Source organism: Photorhabdus sp. RM71S (assembly GCF_042879355.1).
GTDB classification, from domain to species: Bacteria; Pseudomonadota; Gammaproteobacteria; order Enterobacterales; family Enterobacteriaceae; genus Photorhabdus; species Photorhabdus kayaii.
This window is the reverse complement of record NZ_JBHFKV010000048.1, coordinates 1-17,961: the sequence shown is the minus strand read 5'-3', so window position 1 is coordinate 17,961 and position 17,961 is coordinate 1. Positions and strand designations below refer to the sequence as shown.

At 42.2% G+C, this 17,961-nt stretch carries 6 protein-coding genes and 1 pseudogene; 3 read left to right on the top strand and 4 right to left on the bottom strand.

Going from position 1 to position 17,961, the window contains the following annotated elements; translation table 11 throughout:
- Positions 1-452 precede the first annotated feature (452 nt).
- Both ACGF5R_RS19505 and ACGF5R_RS19500 read right to left on the bottom strand, forming a co-directional pair.
- Positions 453-602: pseudogene (locus tag ACGF5R_RS19505) on the bottom strand (transposase); the annotation flags it as partial.
- A gap of 299 nt (positions 603-901) precedes the next feature.
- On the bottom strand, positions 902-3,649 hold the full coding sequence (locus ACGF5R_RS19500; RefSeq protein ID WP_387692296.1) for an RHS repeat protein: 2,748 nt from the start codon (positions 3,647-3,649) through the stop codon (positions 902-904).
- A gap of 664 nt (positions 3,650-4,313) precedes the next feature.
- On the opposite strand from ACGF5R_RS19500, the gene ACGF5R_RS19495 reads away from it, so the two are divergent.
- The 3 genes from ACGF5R_RS19495 (at position 4,314) to ACGF5R_RS19485 (ending at position 6,359) form a co-directional block, all read left to right on the top strand.
- Positions 4,314-4,802 carry a hypothetical protein gene (locus ACGF5R_RS19495; RefSeq protein ID WP_262980233.1) on the top strand — a complete coding sequence of 163 codons (489 nt, stop codon included), beginning with the start codon at positions 4,314-4,316 and terminating at the stop codon, positions 4,800-4,802.
- On the top strand, positions 4,795-5,622 hold the full coding sequence (locus ACGF5R_RS19490) for a DUF692 domain-containing protein (RefSeq protein WP_112876814.1): 828 nt from the start codon (positions 4,795-4,797) through the stop codon (positions 5,620-5,622). The genes ACGF5R_RS19495 and ACGF5R_RS19490 overlap by 8 nt, the downstream gene beginning before the upstream one ends.
- 140 nt (positions 5,623-5,762) lie before the next feature.
- On the top strand, positions 5,763-6,359 hold the full coding sequence (locus tag ACGF5R_RS19485; RefSeq protein ID WP_387692294.1) for an ATP-binding cassette domain-containing protein: 597 nt from the start codon (positions 5,763-5,765) through the stop codon (positions 6,357-6,359).
- 226 nt (positions 6,360-6,585) lie between these two features.
- On the opposite strand, the gene ACGF5R_RS19480 is transcribed toward ACGF5R_RS19485, so the two are convergent.
- Together ACGF5R_RS19480 and ACGF5R_RS19475 are read right to left on the bottom strand one after the other, a co-directional pair.
- Complete coding sequence (locus ACGF5R_RS19480; protein ID WP_387692292.1) at positions 6,586-11,070, bottom strand: SpvB/TcaC N-terminal domain-containing protein; 4,485 nt, start codon at positions 11,068-11,070, stop codon at positions 6,586-6,588.
- Positions 11,071-11,122: 52 nt separating this feature from the next.
- On the bottom strand, positions 11,123-17,911 hold the full coding sequence (locus ACGF5R_RS19475) for a neuraminidase-like domain-containing protein (RefSeq protein ID WP_387692290.1): 6,789 nt from the start codon (positions 17,909-17,911) through the stop codon (positions 11,123-11,125).
- Between the last annotated feature and the right edge of the window lie 50 nt (positions 17,912-17,961).

The following is a 17,961-nucleotide window of genomic DNA, read 5'->3' as shown; positions in this document are numbered from 1 at the left end:
TGTTAAAAGATTAATGTTAATGTATTCCACATATGTGAGAATACATAAGAGAAATAATAAATTTATTAATTTGAGGCAATAACTAAAAACCCAAGTATTGATTTAATGAAATCATTTTTGTGTTAAATTTTGTATTGTAAGTTAAATATGGGTTTTTATTCTTTAAAATTTAAATTTTAAAATGTTTGGATTTATTTATACATGAAATATGATGTAAAAAACAAAACAATATATAAGAGATTTTTGTTTTATAATTTCATTTATTATATACCCTATGGATTTCAAGATGCATTGCGACGGCAAGGGAGCGAATCCCCGGGAGCATAGATAACTATGTGACCGGGGTGAGTGAGTGCAGCCAACAAAGAGGCAACTTGAAAGATAACGGGTATAAATAATAATATATTAAGTATGTGTTGAATATTAATCACTTGTGTGATCGGGTTACAACATCCTAATTTTATAATATTCCTTAGGCGCGATTTACCTCCACTACTGTATTGAGATGGTGTTAACCTGAGTTAAGCTGCAAGTTGACGACCGTTTTTAAAATCATGACCATCACCAATACTGGAGCCCCAAGTGTAAGTGGTTGTGGAACCGAACCTTTTATAGAGCCATCAGTTGTTGATTGGGAGGGGCAGTTTTAACTGTTCTGAACGAAATAAGGACGTTATTTAGATTTTGGTTTTAGGGGCGGCTGTATGAATTTAATAATAGCTGATACATTGGAATATAAAGGTAGGATAAAAAAATCTGCATCTGGGAACAAGCCATAAAATAAACTTTTATTTATGGCTTGTTTTCAAAGATGTTTATTGATTACCCCCTGAATTTGCATTCAGGGGGAACGATACTCAGTAAATAATATTATCTTCTATTTGAAATCCTATTACCAAATTTATGAAGCTCTCCGCATTCCTAAATTCTCAGCGATAGCCGCAGAGCGAACATTAATAGCATCTGTTGATATCCTATTGATCTTCTGCCCTTTCAATGATTTTTTAATTGCTTTCATTGTCAGGAATTTGCCAACGCCTTTGAAATTATATTCTCTATTGGTTGCAATAGCGGGTTCTGCTTCTTGCAGCAGTGCTCTTTCTTCATTACTAAGTTGCGTATAGGGATGGGCCAATGCATAGTTGACATGTAATTCTGATTGTTTATTTTTTAAATCATGATAAACCTTAACCTCCATTGCGGCATAAATTTTTCTCTCACCGGAATAATCATTTTTTTCGCTTTTATCCATTAAAGCAAAGAAATCTGTTTCTGCATAAAAATCTGGATGATTACTTCTATACTTATGCCCTTCTGCATATTCTGATATCGTATCTTTTATCGTTCTTGCCATATAACCGGATATTTCAGATCCCAAAGAAAGATTGGTCTTTGATTTTTCTGAAAGGGATGGATTTTCTTCAAGTCGACTATATATTATTTGACTTTGTTCTATACCCTTTAACAATTCTTCGTGACCGAGTAAATAACCCGACGGATCGGAATCACCGACCCGAACCACTTTCAATGATTTATTTTTTGTATAATTGCTTTCTTTTTTATTCCATTTAACAACATGTGAATTTTTGGCTGCCAATTTAAATTTTAATTCATCAAGGAAATTCACCTCTTTAGTATATTTTCCTCTTTCTGGCGCTAATCCATTTTCATCCTGAAAACTCACAGGATTATTTCTCACCATTCGGTATAGATTCAGACCATCAATTGTCCCTGCCGGATCTGCACTTAACCACCTGCCTGACCACGGTTGATAATAGCGGTAACCGTAATAATATAACCCGGTAGCATCCCGCTCTTTGCCTGAATAGCGAATAGTTTTATAGTTAGCTTCTATTTGGCTGCTTGCTGCCCACAGCGCTGTTCCGCCGAATGGATAATACTCTTCCTCACTAATAATCTGCCCTTGATTGTCTAGTTCAAGCTGGCTGGAACCGATCAGATTATCGTAGCTGTAACGTAGCTGATTGTTGTTGATACCTTCTGGTTTACTGTTCTCCCAGTGCAACACCCGTACTTGTGCGCGACCTGCTTCACCTAATGTGATGACGTGTAACTCTTCTGTTGTTGTGGTGCTGTTCTGAGTTGTGCGTAATTCTAGCCCCGGCAAATAGATTACCCGTTGTTGTTGCGTAGTATTCTGGGTTTGCTGTTCACTCACTTTCAGTTGCCTCATTCCGTTGCTGCCGTAGCGGTACCATTCATTTCCTGGACCGTTATTGACCTGCTTTAGCTCTCCTCGTGATGTCCAGACCAACGTCTGACCGGGTAATAAACTGGTTTGGTGACCACCGGCATCAAATAACGTATCCACTTGATTGGGATCTGTTGTCAGCGTACTGAGAACGCCTCGGTTGCTGCGATTCGAAATGGTGATAGCGGTGGTGTAGTTATTTTGGGTAGCCGGTGAGCTGTGCCGAATTTGTGTCAGATTACCGCTGTGATCATAGCTGTAGCCGCGAGTATAGTTAGTGTAGGTATTGTTGTCGGAAGGTAGTGTAGGGGAGGGCAGTTGGTTATTTTGCTGACCTATATTGGCCATTTCACGCCCGGTGGCACTGATAAGCTGATACAAGGAATCGTAGGTATAGTTATTCTCCGGGACCACTTTCTGATTGCGCCAAAAGCGGGTAGCTTCCGCATCATTGCGTATATTGATCACATTGCCTACCGGATCATATTGATAACGTAAGTCTTGCAACACCTTGGTGTCTGATGGACGGTGGGTGGTGATACCAATAAGCCGTTGGGTTTCTGGTTCATAGCTGTATTCGGTGATAACCCCGTTACCGTGCTCTTCGAGTAATTTTTGTCCGGCGGCAGAATAAGTCAGAGATTTGATAATCACTTGTTCGGCTTGACCTTTGAGTGTCAACCAACAGCCTTTTAACTGCCCGGCTACATCATAGGCCAATCGCTGGATGTTGCCTTTGGCATCGGTCTGGATAAGTAAAGCTCCGGTGGCATTAGTACTATTTTCAGTGGTATAGATATCACTGCCCAGTTTTTGCTGCCAGAGGCTTTGGTCTTCACCTATCCAGTCGGCATTTTGGGTATCGACGAGCAGTTGTTGAGATTGTGATAGCACAACGCCGGTTAGAGAAAGGCTGTTGAGTTGAGTGAGTCCTGCGGTATCGTAATATCGGGCACACTGACCGGCAAGGTTGTAATCTTTTTCTTGCTGCGTATTGCCGGCCCAGATAAGACGCTCGGTGGTTTTCTCTTCTTCCTGCGTCTGTTCGGTGATAGCAAGCAAGCGACCGGGTAAGGTGTTATCTTCGTAACGATGGTTTTGGCGGACACCGATTGCATTGATGGTCAATACCGGGCGACCTTCAATATCATTGAGGGTGATAGTTCGGCCACCATCAACCCCTTCTTCACGTAGAGCCTGACCCGCAAGATTAAAGACGCGAATGAAATTCGGGCCGCTTTGGTTTTTATTCTTACGAGGATCGGTACTTTTTACCTGAAATCCTTGCATATTGAACTCATAGAGAGTGATTAATTCATTATTGTTTTCATCAGCTTGAGTGCGTAGATATTCTAAAGAACGTACATTTAACTTCCTATTATCTAATACACTGATCGATGGTGTTTTTTGGTCAATTGCAGAATGATAAATGCTCATATTTGAACTCCTTATACGGTGTTAATCTTTAAAATAATTTAAGTTACGGCAACAGCCAAAAGACCTTATCACTAAACAGGCGGGTAAAGCGATTTGTTGAGATGTTATAAATGCAAACGCGTTGGTAATTTTTGAGATTGTATTAATAGAATTTAAGGCATCAGATAGTGGGTATGATCGGCCAACTATTGGTAAAACAAGTGGTTAGCTAATTTGATATGTCGATGGTGATTAAATAGCGAATCACTTGTATCTCATCGTTAATGCAGAGAAAACGCTATTTGGTTGAGGCAGTATTTGTTTAGTTAAAACGCATTGCTTAAATGAAACATTCAAGATATCGTAATTTGATAAATTTTCTATTGGAGGTGATAGCCGGATTGATCGCTTATACCTTCCGATCAAAAAGCAAGTCTAGCCTACGTACCTTTGAATTGACTGTTTTTAAAAAGATCTGAGGCTATTTAGTTCCGCAAGCGATTTCACTTATCAATACTGATAAGATAACATGAAATTTTTTCATGTTGTAATTTTGAAATTCTCACTTTGGCTTATAATCTGTTTATTTTTAAATAGTTATGGTCATTATTTGATCATAATAACTCTTAGATAAAAATTTGGCATAATATAATATCAATCTAATATTATATTATAAATATTAATTATGAAACCTTATTTAAAACTAATTGCATTATATGAGAAAGAAAAGAACAGCCTTATAATTGATCTTCAAAATACGAATGATAATTGGATAGATTATACACCAAAGATTGATATAGCTCCTCTGGAAAAAGTATTTGTTATTTCTCATCCAACAGTGAGAGTGAAAAAATTTACTAAAAATATTAGTGTATTACTAGATCTTCTTCATAAGGGAGAGCTTCCTGGTGTTTTGAAAGAAAATTTAATGGAAAGAGAAAGTAATATTATGTTTTATAAGAAAAACAAATCCAGAGAAATTATCTCATGTATAATAGGTGATGTTATCTGTCATATTATTTTATCGTGTAAGAATGTAATATTAGCTAGTGATATATTTAATGAGGTAAATGAATGTTATGATATCGACAGAGATACCTTCATATCCTCTCTTAAAATGCTAAATTCAAATGGTTTAATCTTTCTTAGTGCTAAGGATATTCTCAATGAGTAAATATGAAAAGCTTGGTATTGGTGTTAACTATAAGTCATCTTTTTCGAAAGAAATTTATAAAAATATTCAACATATTGATGTTCTTGAAGTACATTCTGAGAAAATTTTTTGGGATAAGGAAGATACTTATTTAGAAAAATGTTGTAACGAAGTGCCAATTATATTTCATGGTCTTGATATGTCATTGGGAAGTGAGGAGAGCTTGGATAGTGAATATATAAATAAATTAAAGCAAGTTGTTAATGATAAAAAACCTAAATGGTATAGTGATCATTTATCAGCAACACGGCATGGAGATATTGAGGTTGGGCATTTAATGCCAATACACTTCTCAGTTGAAAATGCATGTAAAATAATAGAAAAAATAAAGAAAATAAAATCACAAGTTAGTGATAGGTTTATCATTGAAAATATTACTTATTATTATGAAATGCCTTTGTCTGATTTGTCAGAAATTGAATTTATAAATAGAATAATTAAAGGTAGTGATTGTGGCATGTTGTTGGATATTAATAACTTATATATTAATTCAATAAATCATAATTATGACCCGAAAGAATTTTTGCTAAAACTACCATTAGATCATGTTGTAGAAATTCATTTGGCTGGTGGGGCATATAAATTTGATATGATTATAGACACTCATGCTAATGATATATGGAGTGAAGTGTGGGAATTATATGAGTTTGCACTTTCAAAAACGGATGTCAGTGGTGTTATAATTGAAAGAGATTCTAATGTTGAAGATTATACTACTATTATTGATGAAATATCTATAGCTCGTGATATATATAAAAGAGTGTATGGGAAAGTAATATGAACTTAATATTCAATAAATTGTCGCTGTTTTTCTGCCTCGAATTATTATTGTTTCTTTTATTTCTCTGTTGAGAACGCAATACACGAAAATTATTATTGTTGGTGTTATTTTATTTTTTACGTTATTTTTAGGGGTTATTTATGCTTGAAGTTACTGGGTTAGAAGTTGTTATTAATGGTAAGACTGTTTTTTCAGCAGTTAATTGTAGTTTTTGTGTTGGGTTAAACCGTATTGCGGGAATTAATGGGGCGGGTAAAACGACTTTTCTTTCAAGTATTGCTGGCGTAAATAAGGTTAAAAAAGGAAGAGTTAATTTTATAAAAAAGGGAGAGAAGCACCGATTTAATTTGCAACGGCATGGCTTTTATATATCGGATAATGTTAATTTTTATAATTTTATTACTGGAATGGATGTAATTAATTTAAGTCAGCGTTATAGGAAAAGTAATCTAAAGCATCAATTAGATTACTATTTAAATGGTTTTGGTATATCTAATTATTCTGGTATTGAGTATGGGCAAATGTCACTTGGGGTAAAAAAGAAGTTTTTATTGACGTCAGCTTTTATTATCGATGCAGATGTTTATATTTTTGATGAGCCAACAAATGGCCTTGATTCAAATTCTATACCCGTCATCTTTCAAGCTGCCTCTTTGTTGGCTGCACTCACTCACCCCGGTCACATAGTTATCTATGCTCCCGGGGATTCATTCCCTTGCCGTCGCGATGCAACTTGAAATCCATAGGGTATATAACATTTTTAATTGAGTTACTGATTTCTCTTGCAGAAGAGAAAGTTGTTATTTTTAGTTCTCATGATGACAGATTTTTACAGAAATTGAATTTTATTACCTATGAAATAAAAGGCAATAAAATATCCGGTTCCTCTATTTAGAACTCACAATGCAGTTTCTTATTTATTATATCCGCTCGTTAATATTAAACGAGCGAATATTGATTCAATTACACGAGCGCGTCAGCGGACAAATCATTTTCATCCTCACTCACGGTAAACCACGGGAAATGTTGGCTTTGTCGCAGCCAGCCTTTTGCAGTGATAACCCGGATTTCTCGTCCAACAGGATCATAGATATGAGTATCCGCATAAGCCTCTTTTCTGGCACTGTCATCGCTGATATACCGCCAGTCGTTGAGGAAATAGGGCTGATAAGTTCGTATCGTCTGCCCTTTATTATCATATTCAGTGCGTCCCGTGACTGCCCAGCGCGTTTTGGTATCTTCCATTTTGGTCACTAGAGAACCGTCTTGGTTGCGCTGCCAGGCTTCGCCTGCCTCATGCCGTACAGACGCTTGCAACAAACGGCCAAAACCATCACTGAATGCGACTTGTTGGCGAATTTGTTGCTCAGAATCGCGGTCATAACGGTCTGTGGTCAGCGTAAGGTTATGGGCAGGTAAACCGATGCTGTTGGTTAACAGTTTAACCAATGGTGTGTCGGCTTGTTGACTTTGTAGCCAACGGCGGCGAGCTAGTGCGCAAATACGCCAATCTTCCGTGATAATCCGTAAATCACACAGCGTTTTCTGCTCTTCCTGCGTTAATGTGTTGAAGGTTTCCTGACTGAATGGTGGCATCCAACTGTCTGGTGCATAGACCAGACACAGCGCGACAGGGAGTGGCCCGGTCAGATTAATGGCGGTATTGACATCGATTGGTGGAGAGAATGGTTTTTCTTCTGGTGAAGAGTAACCTGTTTTCACACCATTTTCGATTCCCCAGAAACGTTGCGTGACAGGGCGTCCTAGTGCATCCAAGATTATGAGATGCACATTATCATTGATATCAGTCAGTTGCACAGGTGTGAGAAAACGCCAGTCATAATTGGCTGAGACAGTCAAACCAGCAGCGTCTTGGGTTTGAGTGATGACACAGTAGTAGGTGTCCCATTTCAGGGTTGTTTTCCCAGTTAACAGGGTGTTACGTTGTGCGACAGGACGCCAAAATTGTGCTTCCGTCCCGTAATCGGTATAGCCTTGACGAGCTACCCAGACTTTGTTTTCGCCAGTGCGTGGGAACAGATAAGGCTCTTGTTGGTACCCGGCCTGTGTCAGAATTCCCGGTAATTCATCTGCTGTAATACCGCCGTCAAATGCGGATAACAGAGATTCCGTTAATACCGCCGTTTCGGTAAAGGCGATTAAAGCTTGTCGTGTCGGCGTTTTCAGTGGCGCTTGGTTTTTTCCATCGATTTTCCCATTGGTATAGAATGTTCGTTGCTGATTGAGGTATTCGCGTGGTTTATCATCGGTAATCAGACTATTTTCAGCACATAAAGCTTCCAGATTTAAACCATCAACAGGCACATGTTGAGCATCGTAAGTGAACGCATCACTGCGTGTACCATCCAGTAATCCCAACACTCTTAGCTCATTGCCGATTAGATGATGCCAACTGGATTGCTGGCAGGTTAATCGCAATAGTTGTTGTTGGCCGTCATAACTGCTGGCAAACAGCGTATCCGGTAGTGTATCGGGATACGGATTGGTTGTTGGTTTATTGCGGCGGGGATATTGCACTGAAACCTGTTTCAGGGGTTGCCCGAACAGGTCACTGGACAGCGTGATATCCTGATTGCACAGGGGATCACTGATAATACGTTCATAGTGATAACTACGACTCTCGACGACTGAAGCCCAGAGCACCGGGGAAGCGGTAGTGTCATCTTGTAATTGGCGCACTTGTGGACGGGATTCAGTCACTGTATAGGGGATCTGTTGCTGTGCGCTGCCATCCAGCCCGTAAAGTTCACTACGCAGTGGCTGGCCTTTTAGCGCCCGGTTTAACCAGTACCGATTATGGTCATCTTCCGGTGTCAGTGGAACATCTTTGCCCTCTTTCCAGAGAGTAAAGCGCGGCGTAAAACCGGTGAAAGCTTGCTTATCGTCACGCCAATACCCGGCGGATAGCGTATTGTCTACCTCAGGGATTCCGGTGGCATACCAGTTTTTGGTGAGTGCCGGTGGTGTACGTTCCGGCGCATTACCTTGAGCCAGTTGATGGCTGTCTGTCTGCTCAACATAACCAAAGCCACGAAATTCCCGCTCATGTCCATCCCAAGCGCCGTGAGCGTAATGTAAAGTGGTCACTAATTTGTTGCCGCTGATTTCATCCTCGGTTTCTGTTTGCCAAAGGGTATGGACCGGGAAGGGCAGGTAACAGACCGGTGTTTGTCCGGTCGCTAAGGCTGCGGCTTTTTCATCCAGCCAGAATTGGGCAGAGCTACGGTAATGCAGGGTGTGATGAGCGCCCATATTGTTGTTCATTTCACTGAGTAACCACGGTTTCGCGTTAGTCAGATCGCAGCGCCAATGATGTGGCGCCATATGCGGTACGCTCAGGATCAGGCTGACAGCCCCTAATCCTTGTACATCGGCCACTTGTAACTGGCAAGTATCATCAAAATGCAGGCCGTCAGGAAAATGGAGTGTGAATGGTTTTGCAAAACCGTTACCACTTTCATTTCTGAAAATCTCCAGATGGTCAGCATGAACATAAATCAAATCGGCAGGACCGCTGCCATCTAAATCGGCCAGATGAATTCGATCAGGATTAAAATTGGCGGCAGATTGGCTGAATCCCGGCAATGTGATTGGCTGACCAAAGCGGCCATGTCCCAAATTTGGCCAGCAGGTGACTTGAGTTGCACTCACTTCAACCAGATGTGCTTGGCCCGAACCGAGTACGTCGCTAAATGCCACTAACTTACGAGCATCGGCGCCCGGTAACGGCAAGGTGATATCACCGGATTGCACCACTTCCCGTCCTTCGGTAAAACCATCACGGTTATTAGCATACAAGCGCACGCTTTTGGGACCAATCAGCACTAAATCGGATAGCCCAGCCCCCATTAAATCGGCAAGTTGAGCGCGAGGATGAGAATATTCTATCGGCAGAGCATGTAATGGTGTAAAACGTGTCCAGCTACCATCCGGGTGTTGGCTGTGATAGCCCCTTAGCCCCGGCCCGGTGATAACCCAGTCCAGTTGTCCGTCACCATTAATATCCATCAGTGAAGCGTTATCCTGCAAAGCTGGCATGATGGGAAGGAGTTGCATTTTCCCCCAGGTGACCGCATTCATCTCTTCCCCAGCTTGACGTTGGGCAGATCGATACCACCAGCCATTTCTATCCTGATACAGAATACCGGGCACACCTTCTCCTTTCAGGTCAAGTAGTTGCCAGCGCTGAATGGTGTTGAAATTTGCCAGTACATCCATTGGTTGCCAGAGTGCTTTTTGTTCTGGCTCAAAAGGCTGATAAGCCAGCTCCAGTGGTGGCAGTGAGGTGACGGTGTTGTTGTCCTCATGGCCTATTCGACGGACAGAAACGAGCGTGCTGATCACCGCGTTTTCATCATAATCCAGTATCAGACGTGAAACCAAAGCGGGTTCATCGTCTCCTTTTGTTTGACCAGACAGGGTTTGTAGACGGTGAAACATCAGTATTTGGCGGCATAGGCGACGGGTGCGCAATTCAAAACCATACTCATAACGGGAAAAACGGTCTTGGCGGCAAAGCCAGTTGCTTGTGGCTTTAAACAGCGGCATGTCAGATAAGCTGTTTTTGCGCTCACCGTAGTCAAATACTAAACAGAACAACCAGCCAGATTTGAGTGGGTCATCTCCGTTTAGTGTGGGAAAAACGTCGCTGGCGGTCAGGTTACCGTAATGTACTGCTTGCAGGTAGCGCTGGACGGTTGCGTTCGGATGGGCTGTGAGCTCGTCAGTTTCACAACCTGTTTCATCTTCGGCGCGATACTGATAATAAATCTGCTCACCGTGGGATGATACCGAGGCTTCCAACAGCCATTGTGCCGTTTGGTTAACATATTGCGCTGTTTGGCTAACATATTGTGCTGTTTGCGTAGCATCTAGTGGATTGTTGATGCGTGCTTGAGGATTTTTGCCCAGTAAATGGACCTGTCCGTCGGGGCTGTATATCAGCCAGAAATCGGTTGTGCCGGTTGTTTGGGGTTGCCAGTATTCCAACCGGCTAAAGTGGCTTTCTAAACGAGAACGATAACCGGTAACGGTGAAGGTCGCCCCTAAATTGATGCCCTGCAATGAGGATTCATTGCGGATATCAGCTTGACCTCCCTCATTTAATGCTACGACCAACACTTCACCTTCCGGCCCCAGAAAAGTATCGGTTTCATCGTAATTCGGCACGCCGGTACTGGTGCGACGACGAATTGTCATGACGTTGCAGTCCCAACCGAGACCAAACGGGCTGTTACCGGTTCCACTGTTGTAATTCAGAGTGAGTGAGGGGGCGTAACCACGCCCGGCAGAAATGGGTAATGGCAGGGATAAGGCAGCCATACCATCCGGCCCGGTGGGTGTTAACGCTTCACCCATACCGGTAATGGCCCCGCCGCCCTTGGGTAATGACAACTCGGCAACACTGAATGTCTGTGAATTCTGCATGAAAACTCCTTACAGGCTCCGATTCGGAGCCTGTTTTAGTACGTTGGGATGGTTATTTAATGGTGTAGCGAATATGCAAAATGATATCGTTCAGGGTTTTTAGCATAGTGGCTTGTTTACCTTTGCCCGGCGTTGATGCATTTGGGAAGCTCAGGGTCAGAGTGCCTTGATCAATGGCGATACCTTCGAATGGCAGGAATTTGCCATCGTTGAAATCGAGCTGAAACTGGCCGCTGTCATTCATACCGTGAGAAACTGCCAACGCTTCACAACCGTTAGCTAATCCGGCTTTATCGCTGCAAGACAATATTGCCTGCACATCCTGATAGGGTCCTAGCAGCGCGGGCAGGGTGACACTGATCTGTTTGATACGTCGGATTTTGCCAATGGATTCCGGGTAATCCTCACGAATTTTCAAATCAGCTAATGAAATGGATGCCTGCAAAGAGGTTTTAGTGTCCGCGCCGGTGCCAAATGCCAAATTATTATTACCACTGCCGGCACTGCCTGAGCCTTCATTCACCAGCTTCTCGATTTCCTGAGTTAGGGAGAATGGGCCTTTATCTTGCGGTAACCCAGCATAAACTTCGGCCAGCGACACTGTGCGTTCGACCTCCAGTGCACGTTTATCGCGTTTCAAATGGGCATCTTCCATTTGTGCCAGACTTAGCATTAAAGTTTCACCAGCAAGCAGGCCGGCATAGGTTCCTTGCCAGGCACCCGGTTTAATGAAGCGGGCAGAGTCATCATTGAGTTCCCAACGGTAAGCCTGTTCTGCCATTAAACAACGTGCGACAGCCAAATCGTAGAACTGGAAGTAAATCGCCGCCAGCCGGCCACGTAGCCAGTTGTACAACGCTTGATTGCTGAACTTACGTTGCAGGAAGGTCAGTTGAGATTGGGTCTGTTCTTGCTGGGTTTTCAGGCTGTTTTTTTGCAATACGGCGGCTTCACGGCGTACTGCCAACGATTTAAGTTGGGCATCGAGTTGTTTCAGCTCCGCTTCGGCATTATTACGCTGGATCTCCCACTCCTGACGGCGACGACGGTAGGTTTCAGATTGGCTAATTTTATCCGCTTCGGTGTTCATAACATTAGCGGAGAATTCCATCACATAACCTGTTGCCTCAGCGATAGCTCCCCAGCGGCTACCACCACCGGCGAAGCCGAAGATGTTAGGCACTAAATCAGCCGCAGCGCCAGCCAGACGGGATGCCTGAACTGCTGTGGTAAGCCCGGCTGCGGACGCTCGTAGCGTCATGGCTTGGTTTTCACCAGCGTTGATGTTTTCATCATACAGTTTGCTGTAGCTATCAAAGCGCGATTGTGCCCCTGCTTTGGATTTTTCCAGCACAGCTTTCTCGGCATCCAATTCTTCAATGGTTTTGTCCTGAATGCTCAGGTTAGTCAATATCAGCTCTGCGGCCTGATTTTGTAATAACGCATTGAGTGCTTCCGCGTCCTGACGTTCGATAATATTTTGTAATGTGGAGCCGAACTGGGTGAGCTGGCTAACCATGCTGCGTGCATTTTCCAGCATGTGCGGGAAACGCCACAGGGACATAAATGGCTCTGGTAGATTGCCTCCGCCTTGAGATGTGGCAACCGCCGCGCTGAGTAACGCTTTCGGGTCCGCCGGCGTGGCATAGATTGACAGATAGAGCGGCTGACCGTCGATAGAGAGGTTATGACGCAGGTTGTATACTCTCTGAGCTAATGTCTGCCAGTAATTCATCATCACTTCATTGATTTGTGGCAAGAAGAGATCGGTCAGGGTATTGGCGCTGAGCAATGCTAAAAGTGCCGGTGTACTCTGCCGCAGAGCGGCTATTGAGCTGGCGTGAGCATTTTGGGTAGTAATATCAGCGGCTCTGTCCAGCCGTGGATCACTCCATGTGGTACTCAGCGGCAGATAAGGTTTATCGCCTAACAGATGCAGCGCTTGCATATACCACATCTTCGCTTCGTTAAGTGTATCTCGCTCCAGTTGGCGGTAAGCGTGATCGCCGCGTGCTATCAACAGATCAAGGGTGCGCATAAAGGTTGAGACTTTGTAGTGCATTGGATCGTGTTGTGCTACCGCGTCAGGATCGACGGAATCTAAAGGATCACTGTTCCAACTGGTGTCTTCCAGTAACGGGCGGACGTTCCACTGGTAGTTTTGAATCTGGCCGTGGACAATGTACCCGGATGGGCTCCAGACATATTTCAGCCAGCGGTTAGCTTCGTCAAAGTTTTGTTCATGCAACAAACGTTGAGCAACCAGCATCGGGGTATAGTAGAACAGTTCCCAGAAATAAAGGCTGTTAGCGCCGGTGAAATCCATCGGTTCAGTTTTTTGATTTTCTATAAAAATAGGATCACGTTTTTTTTCATTACCTTTGGGATAATAACCTTGAAAATTCGTACCATTCTTAAACCAAAACTCGCCAATTTTTATTGGATCAGCAGAATATTTTACAAATAAATAAATCCAGCTATCGTTCCCTTTATTATCCACTGGTTTTGTATTGTTACTACGCTCTTTTACGGATATATAAGTTTCAGAGAGATTAATTAATTGATTTTTATCTGTTAGTTCACCCTGATAAATGACATTTTTTTGATCAGATTGTTTTTCACTGTTTCCTAACATAATTGTGATATTTTTGCTGTTACCATGAAGACTTGAGTCGTATATTGGTAATGTTGCAGTAAAATTATCACTCCATAAAACAGGCTCCTGAATATTCTGAGTTTCCATACTCAGAATTGTATCGATTCCGGTAGTAGCGCGTGCAACCAACTGGCGGGCAAATAGGGTATTCAGGCGAGTACGATAGGCTTGCCATTGCATATATTGCGCACCATTTTCATTATGGTGAAGGGTCAGGGCATTATCGGTACTCACCTTGCGGGTGACAGGAATACTGAAACTTTCATAACCTAACTTGCGCCCATCCTCCGCCAATGCAGTAAAGGTGACATCAATACTGGCTGAATTATTATTAAAATTCAGACCAGTACCATCTATTTCGAGGGTATTAAATTGATAATACATTTCATCAAAACTAGGTGATGGCTGAACGGAGACATCTTTATCCGCGGTAAAAGTTTGTTCTTTGCTACCCGCTTTTACTGTTATCTGAACTTTTGCAGCAGGAATTGCAGTTTTGATCTCTTCCGCGTTATAGACATCAGTAGCAATAATACGGAGCCCATTATTCGTGTCCTCCATATAGAGATATTGCTTAAATAAAGGTTCTTGATTAGAAGTGTCTATAATATAGCCGTTATCACTATTGGTAACTTCTGAATATAGGCTTTTTCCCCAATTAGGAAGAAAGACACTTACTTTACCAATTTGGTTATCCCGATAAAACAGCAATCTACCCTGACTATTATTAGTGGTGTTTCCACTATATTGATATACCGGGTATATTAACTTTTTATTTGATGTCCATTGTGTATTGACACTCAGATTGGTATAGACAATAAATTTATCACCCAATTTGCCATATTTTTTTATCAGGTTGCATTGATGACGAGTTCGCTCATCAGCTCCTTCATAGGTAATTCTTAACTTAGGTGAGATATGGATTTTTAAATCACTTGATGATGCTTGGTAACGGATAATTGGAATATCTCCACCATGCACCATACTGAGGTTATATTCTCCTCTGCCATAACTGTTATTGCTATTTACCGATGAAGGGATTTCATAATCCTCTGCATAGCGGTTATTCACTCTTCTGACATTATTAGTATCGAATTGTTGATAACTATTATCCCGATAAACATTGCTCTGTTCTGGGGTCATATCTTTGGATGCCATATCGGCAAAGATATATAGCCCTTGCATTGCAGCGGTTTTATAACTATCCAGTGTATCCTGTTGATTATAAAACATCACCAGCAACGTATCTTCACCCTGATAACCGGCACAATAGAACCCAGGCGCTTTATTTTTTGCCAGCCCTAGTTTGGATATTTTTTCATTGACATCAAAGGTAATTGGCGTATTCCAGGTGCCGTCATAACGGATATGCGCTAATTTCAGCTCATAACGATAATCTGTCTCGGTTTGATAGCCATCTTTACTATTTCCGGTCTGTTTGGTGATCTCCTTTTGTTCCAACCAGAGCAGATACAAGCGGGATTTGTACATTACTGGCCGAATCGTGCTTTGGTAAGGATTAATTGGACAATCAATTTTGTGCCACTCGCTCCAGGCGTTAGCCGCGAATTTACCGTCGCTGAATTTACTGTGATCGACACTGCGCCAATAATATTCACCGGTATCAGTTTCACTGAGGCCGATAAAATAGGTTAGCCCTTGATCGTTATTAATATTATCGTGATATGCACTAACAACTTTAAGATTAGCCACCTGTTCAAACGAAGTCAGATAAGACATAAAGGCGTCTTCGACCGTATCGGCGTTTAATTGGCTTTGGCTGACGGATTGCAGTAATGCGTCCATCATTTTGGTTTGTCCGATGCGCATGGTCGGATCAATATAGTTTTCTGGATAGTAAACTAATTGAGAAACACCCGCCCAGGTGCTGTAGCGTTTGTTGTATTTGTCCCAGTCGATAAAGAATTGGCGGCTGATAACCCCTGAATTAGCATTTTCTTCCACATTTTCCAATGCCCGGTTGACGTACAATTGAATGCTGGCAATGGCTTCGGCGATCCGGGTGGTTTTGATTGCAGCGGAAACTTGATTATCAATCAGTAAGTATTGATACAAGTCATCACGGCTTTTAATAGCCGCCGCGGCCTTAGCAACTTGACGGATATAGTAGGTACTTAATGCGGCACTGCGAGATTCATCCAGAAAAGCGTGTAATGTATTGGCCTGTTGTGAATTCAATCCGGCGGTTAACACGCCTGCCGCATTTTCCCACTGGGCATAGGTCGGTGTCTCTTTCATTGATTGAATATAATCCAGCCCGACCAAAGCGGAAACACCCTGTGGGGCGACATTCAATTGCTGTGCGACATTAACCCATTGCAGGATAGTATCGATAGATGTCCAACAGGAGAACGCATTTTTTTGCGTCACAGGCGGAAGATGTTGATGATTTTGTGCTTGAGTACTGGCTTGCAGCAGCAAATTAGCATCAAGATTCATGGCATCAGCCAGTTGCTCTGCTGTTAACGTGTTAGCTTCAAATGCCGCTAATACCGAGGAGGCTTTTTCACCTAGAGCGTTCACCCAATCTGCAAAACGCGTCAGCATGATCAATGAAAGGGCATCATGTGCAGGTATTGCCTCAGTTGACGTGCCAAACATCTCTGGTTTTGTCACAAACAGGCGGAAGGCGTTTTCGTTGATGCCGGTGGAGTGGTAAACCATTTCCAATTGTGCCAGAGCCTGACAATACTGAACGATATGTTCCTGCGTTTCTACTGCTTCCGATGAACCCGGCGTATATTGAGTATTCAACCAGTCCCAGAATTTTTCTGCTGTCATTGCGCCGTCGCCGGGCTGTAACTTATCTGCCCAAAGCAGTACTGAATGGGCGACATTTTCCGATGATAATTGCAAGGTGGCCGCAATATAGGGCGCCATGGCATGTAGTAAATCTGCTTTGTCTTTGTCAAAACCTTGTAAACCATGGTAGACGGCATCTAGCAGATTCTTAATTTCAGGCGTGAGCGTTTTGTTATAGCTGGTGGCGGTCATGATAAATAACTGGAACACGCTCCACTTCTGTGTCTGTAACCAGCCGGTAATGGTATTGAGTTTTCTGATCAAGGTAGTCAATTGTTTATCACTGATAGCGGATAAATTAGTTTCCCCTTCACCCACAGCAACCAGCAATAAATCCAATTCATCAATGGTTAATTGATGGATTTCTGCCAGTAATTTCCCGATATATAAATTGGAAAGATTCTTTAGGCTATTTTTAATCTTTCCGTCTTTATTATTATGGTCGGTAATTTTAAGCAAGCGGTAGAGTGAGACATCATCGATATTAAATGCACGCTTGAGCATGGTTTTGCGCCAATCACCGGTGCTACCTAGATTTAAATCAATCTCTTCATCTCCGGTAGAAAAATATTGGCCGCTCAGTAATGGCGTATTAAACAGGCGATCAAATTGGCTAGGTTGATTATCATATGAGCGTTGTGAAATAAGCGCATTGCATAGTATTAGGGCAGTGTCAGCATTAACAGCATAACGCTGCATATAATATTTAGTCAGAAAAACTTTACCTAATACTTCTGTGTTGATATCCAGTTGTGGATTAACACTGCGCACAATGCCTTCCAGAATAGTGGGTGACAATTCTGTTGCACGGGATAAGCGAATTGCTTTATTGAGTTTTAGCAGGAAAGAGTATTGGTTATATTCCTCAACGGTAAATTTTGCGGCAGCATAGGCGTAATTAGTATTAGGAAGTACTCTTGTTAGGCCAATTTCAAAAGGTTGACTGATATCAGTGGTACTTAATGTGATATGTTCTGAATATTCTATGTTGACCTGAGGAGCTCCTTCAGTTCGAATAAGTTCTCTTTTATTATTTAACTTGATGGATAAATAGGAGGCATTCCAGAAATCTTTGAATTTATAATTTAACTGGTAATTCTCACCACCGTAGGGAAAGAGTTCTACGTCTACTTGATAAGCATTTGTTGTATATTCGCGGGTAATCCGATATACCTTGACCGTGCCATCACTACTGTTGACTACTGGAGTAATGAGCTGGTTATTACTATATTCCTGTTGACCAAAATTACTGGCTTTACCAATAAATTGGCTAAGTTCTTCATCACTTAAATTGTAATAACGGGCAGATTCGACTAATAAGTGCAATTTTTCAGAAGGGCGGTCAGTTGCTATAGTAGGCATCTTTCTCGCCAAAGGAAAATGCACTATGGCCTATACACAACTGACCGAAA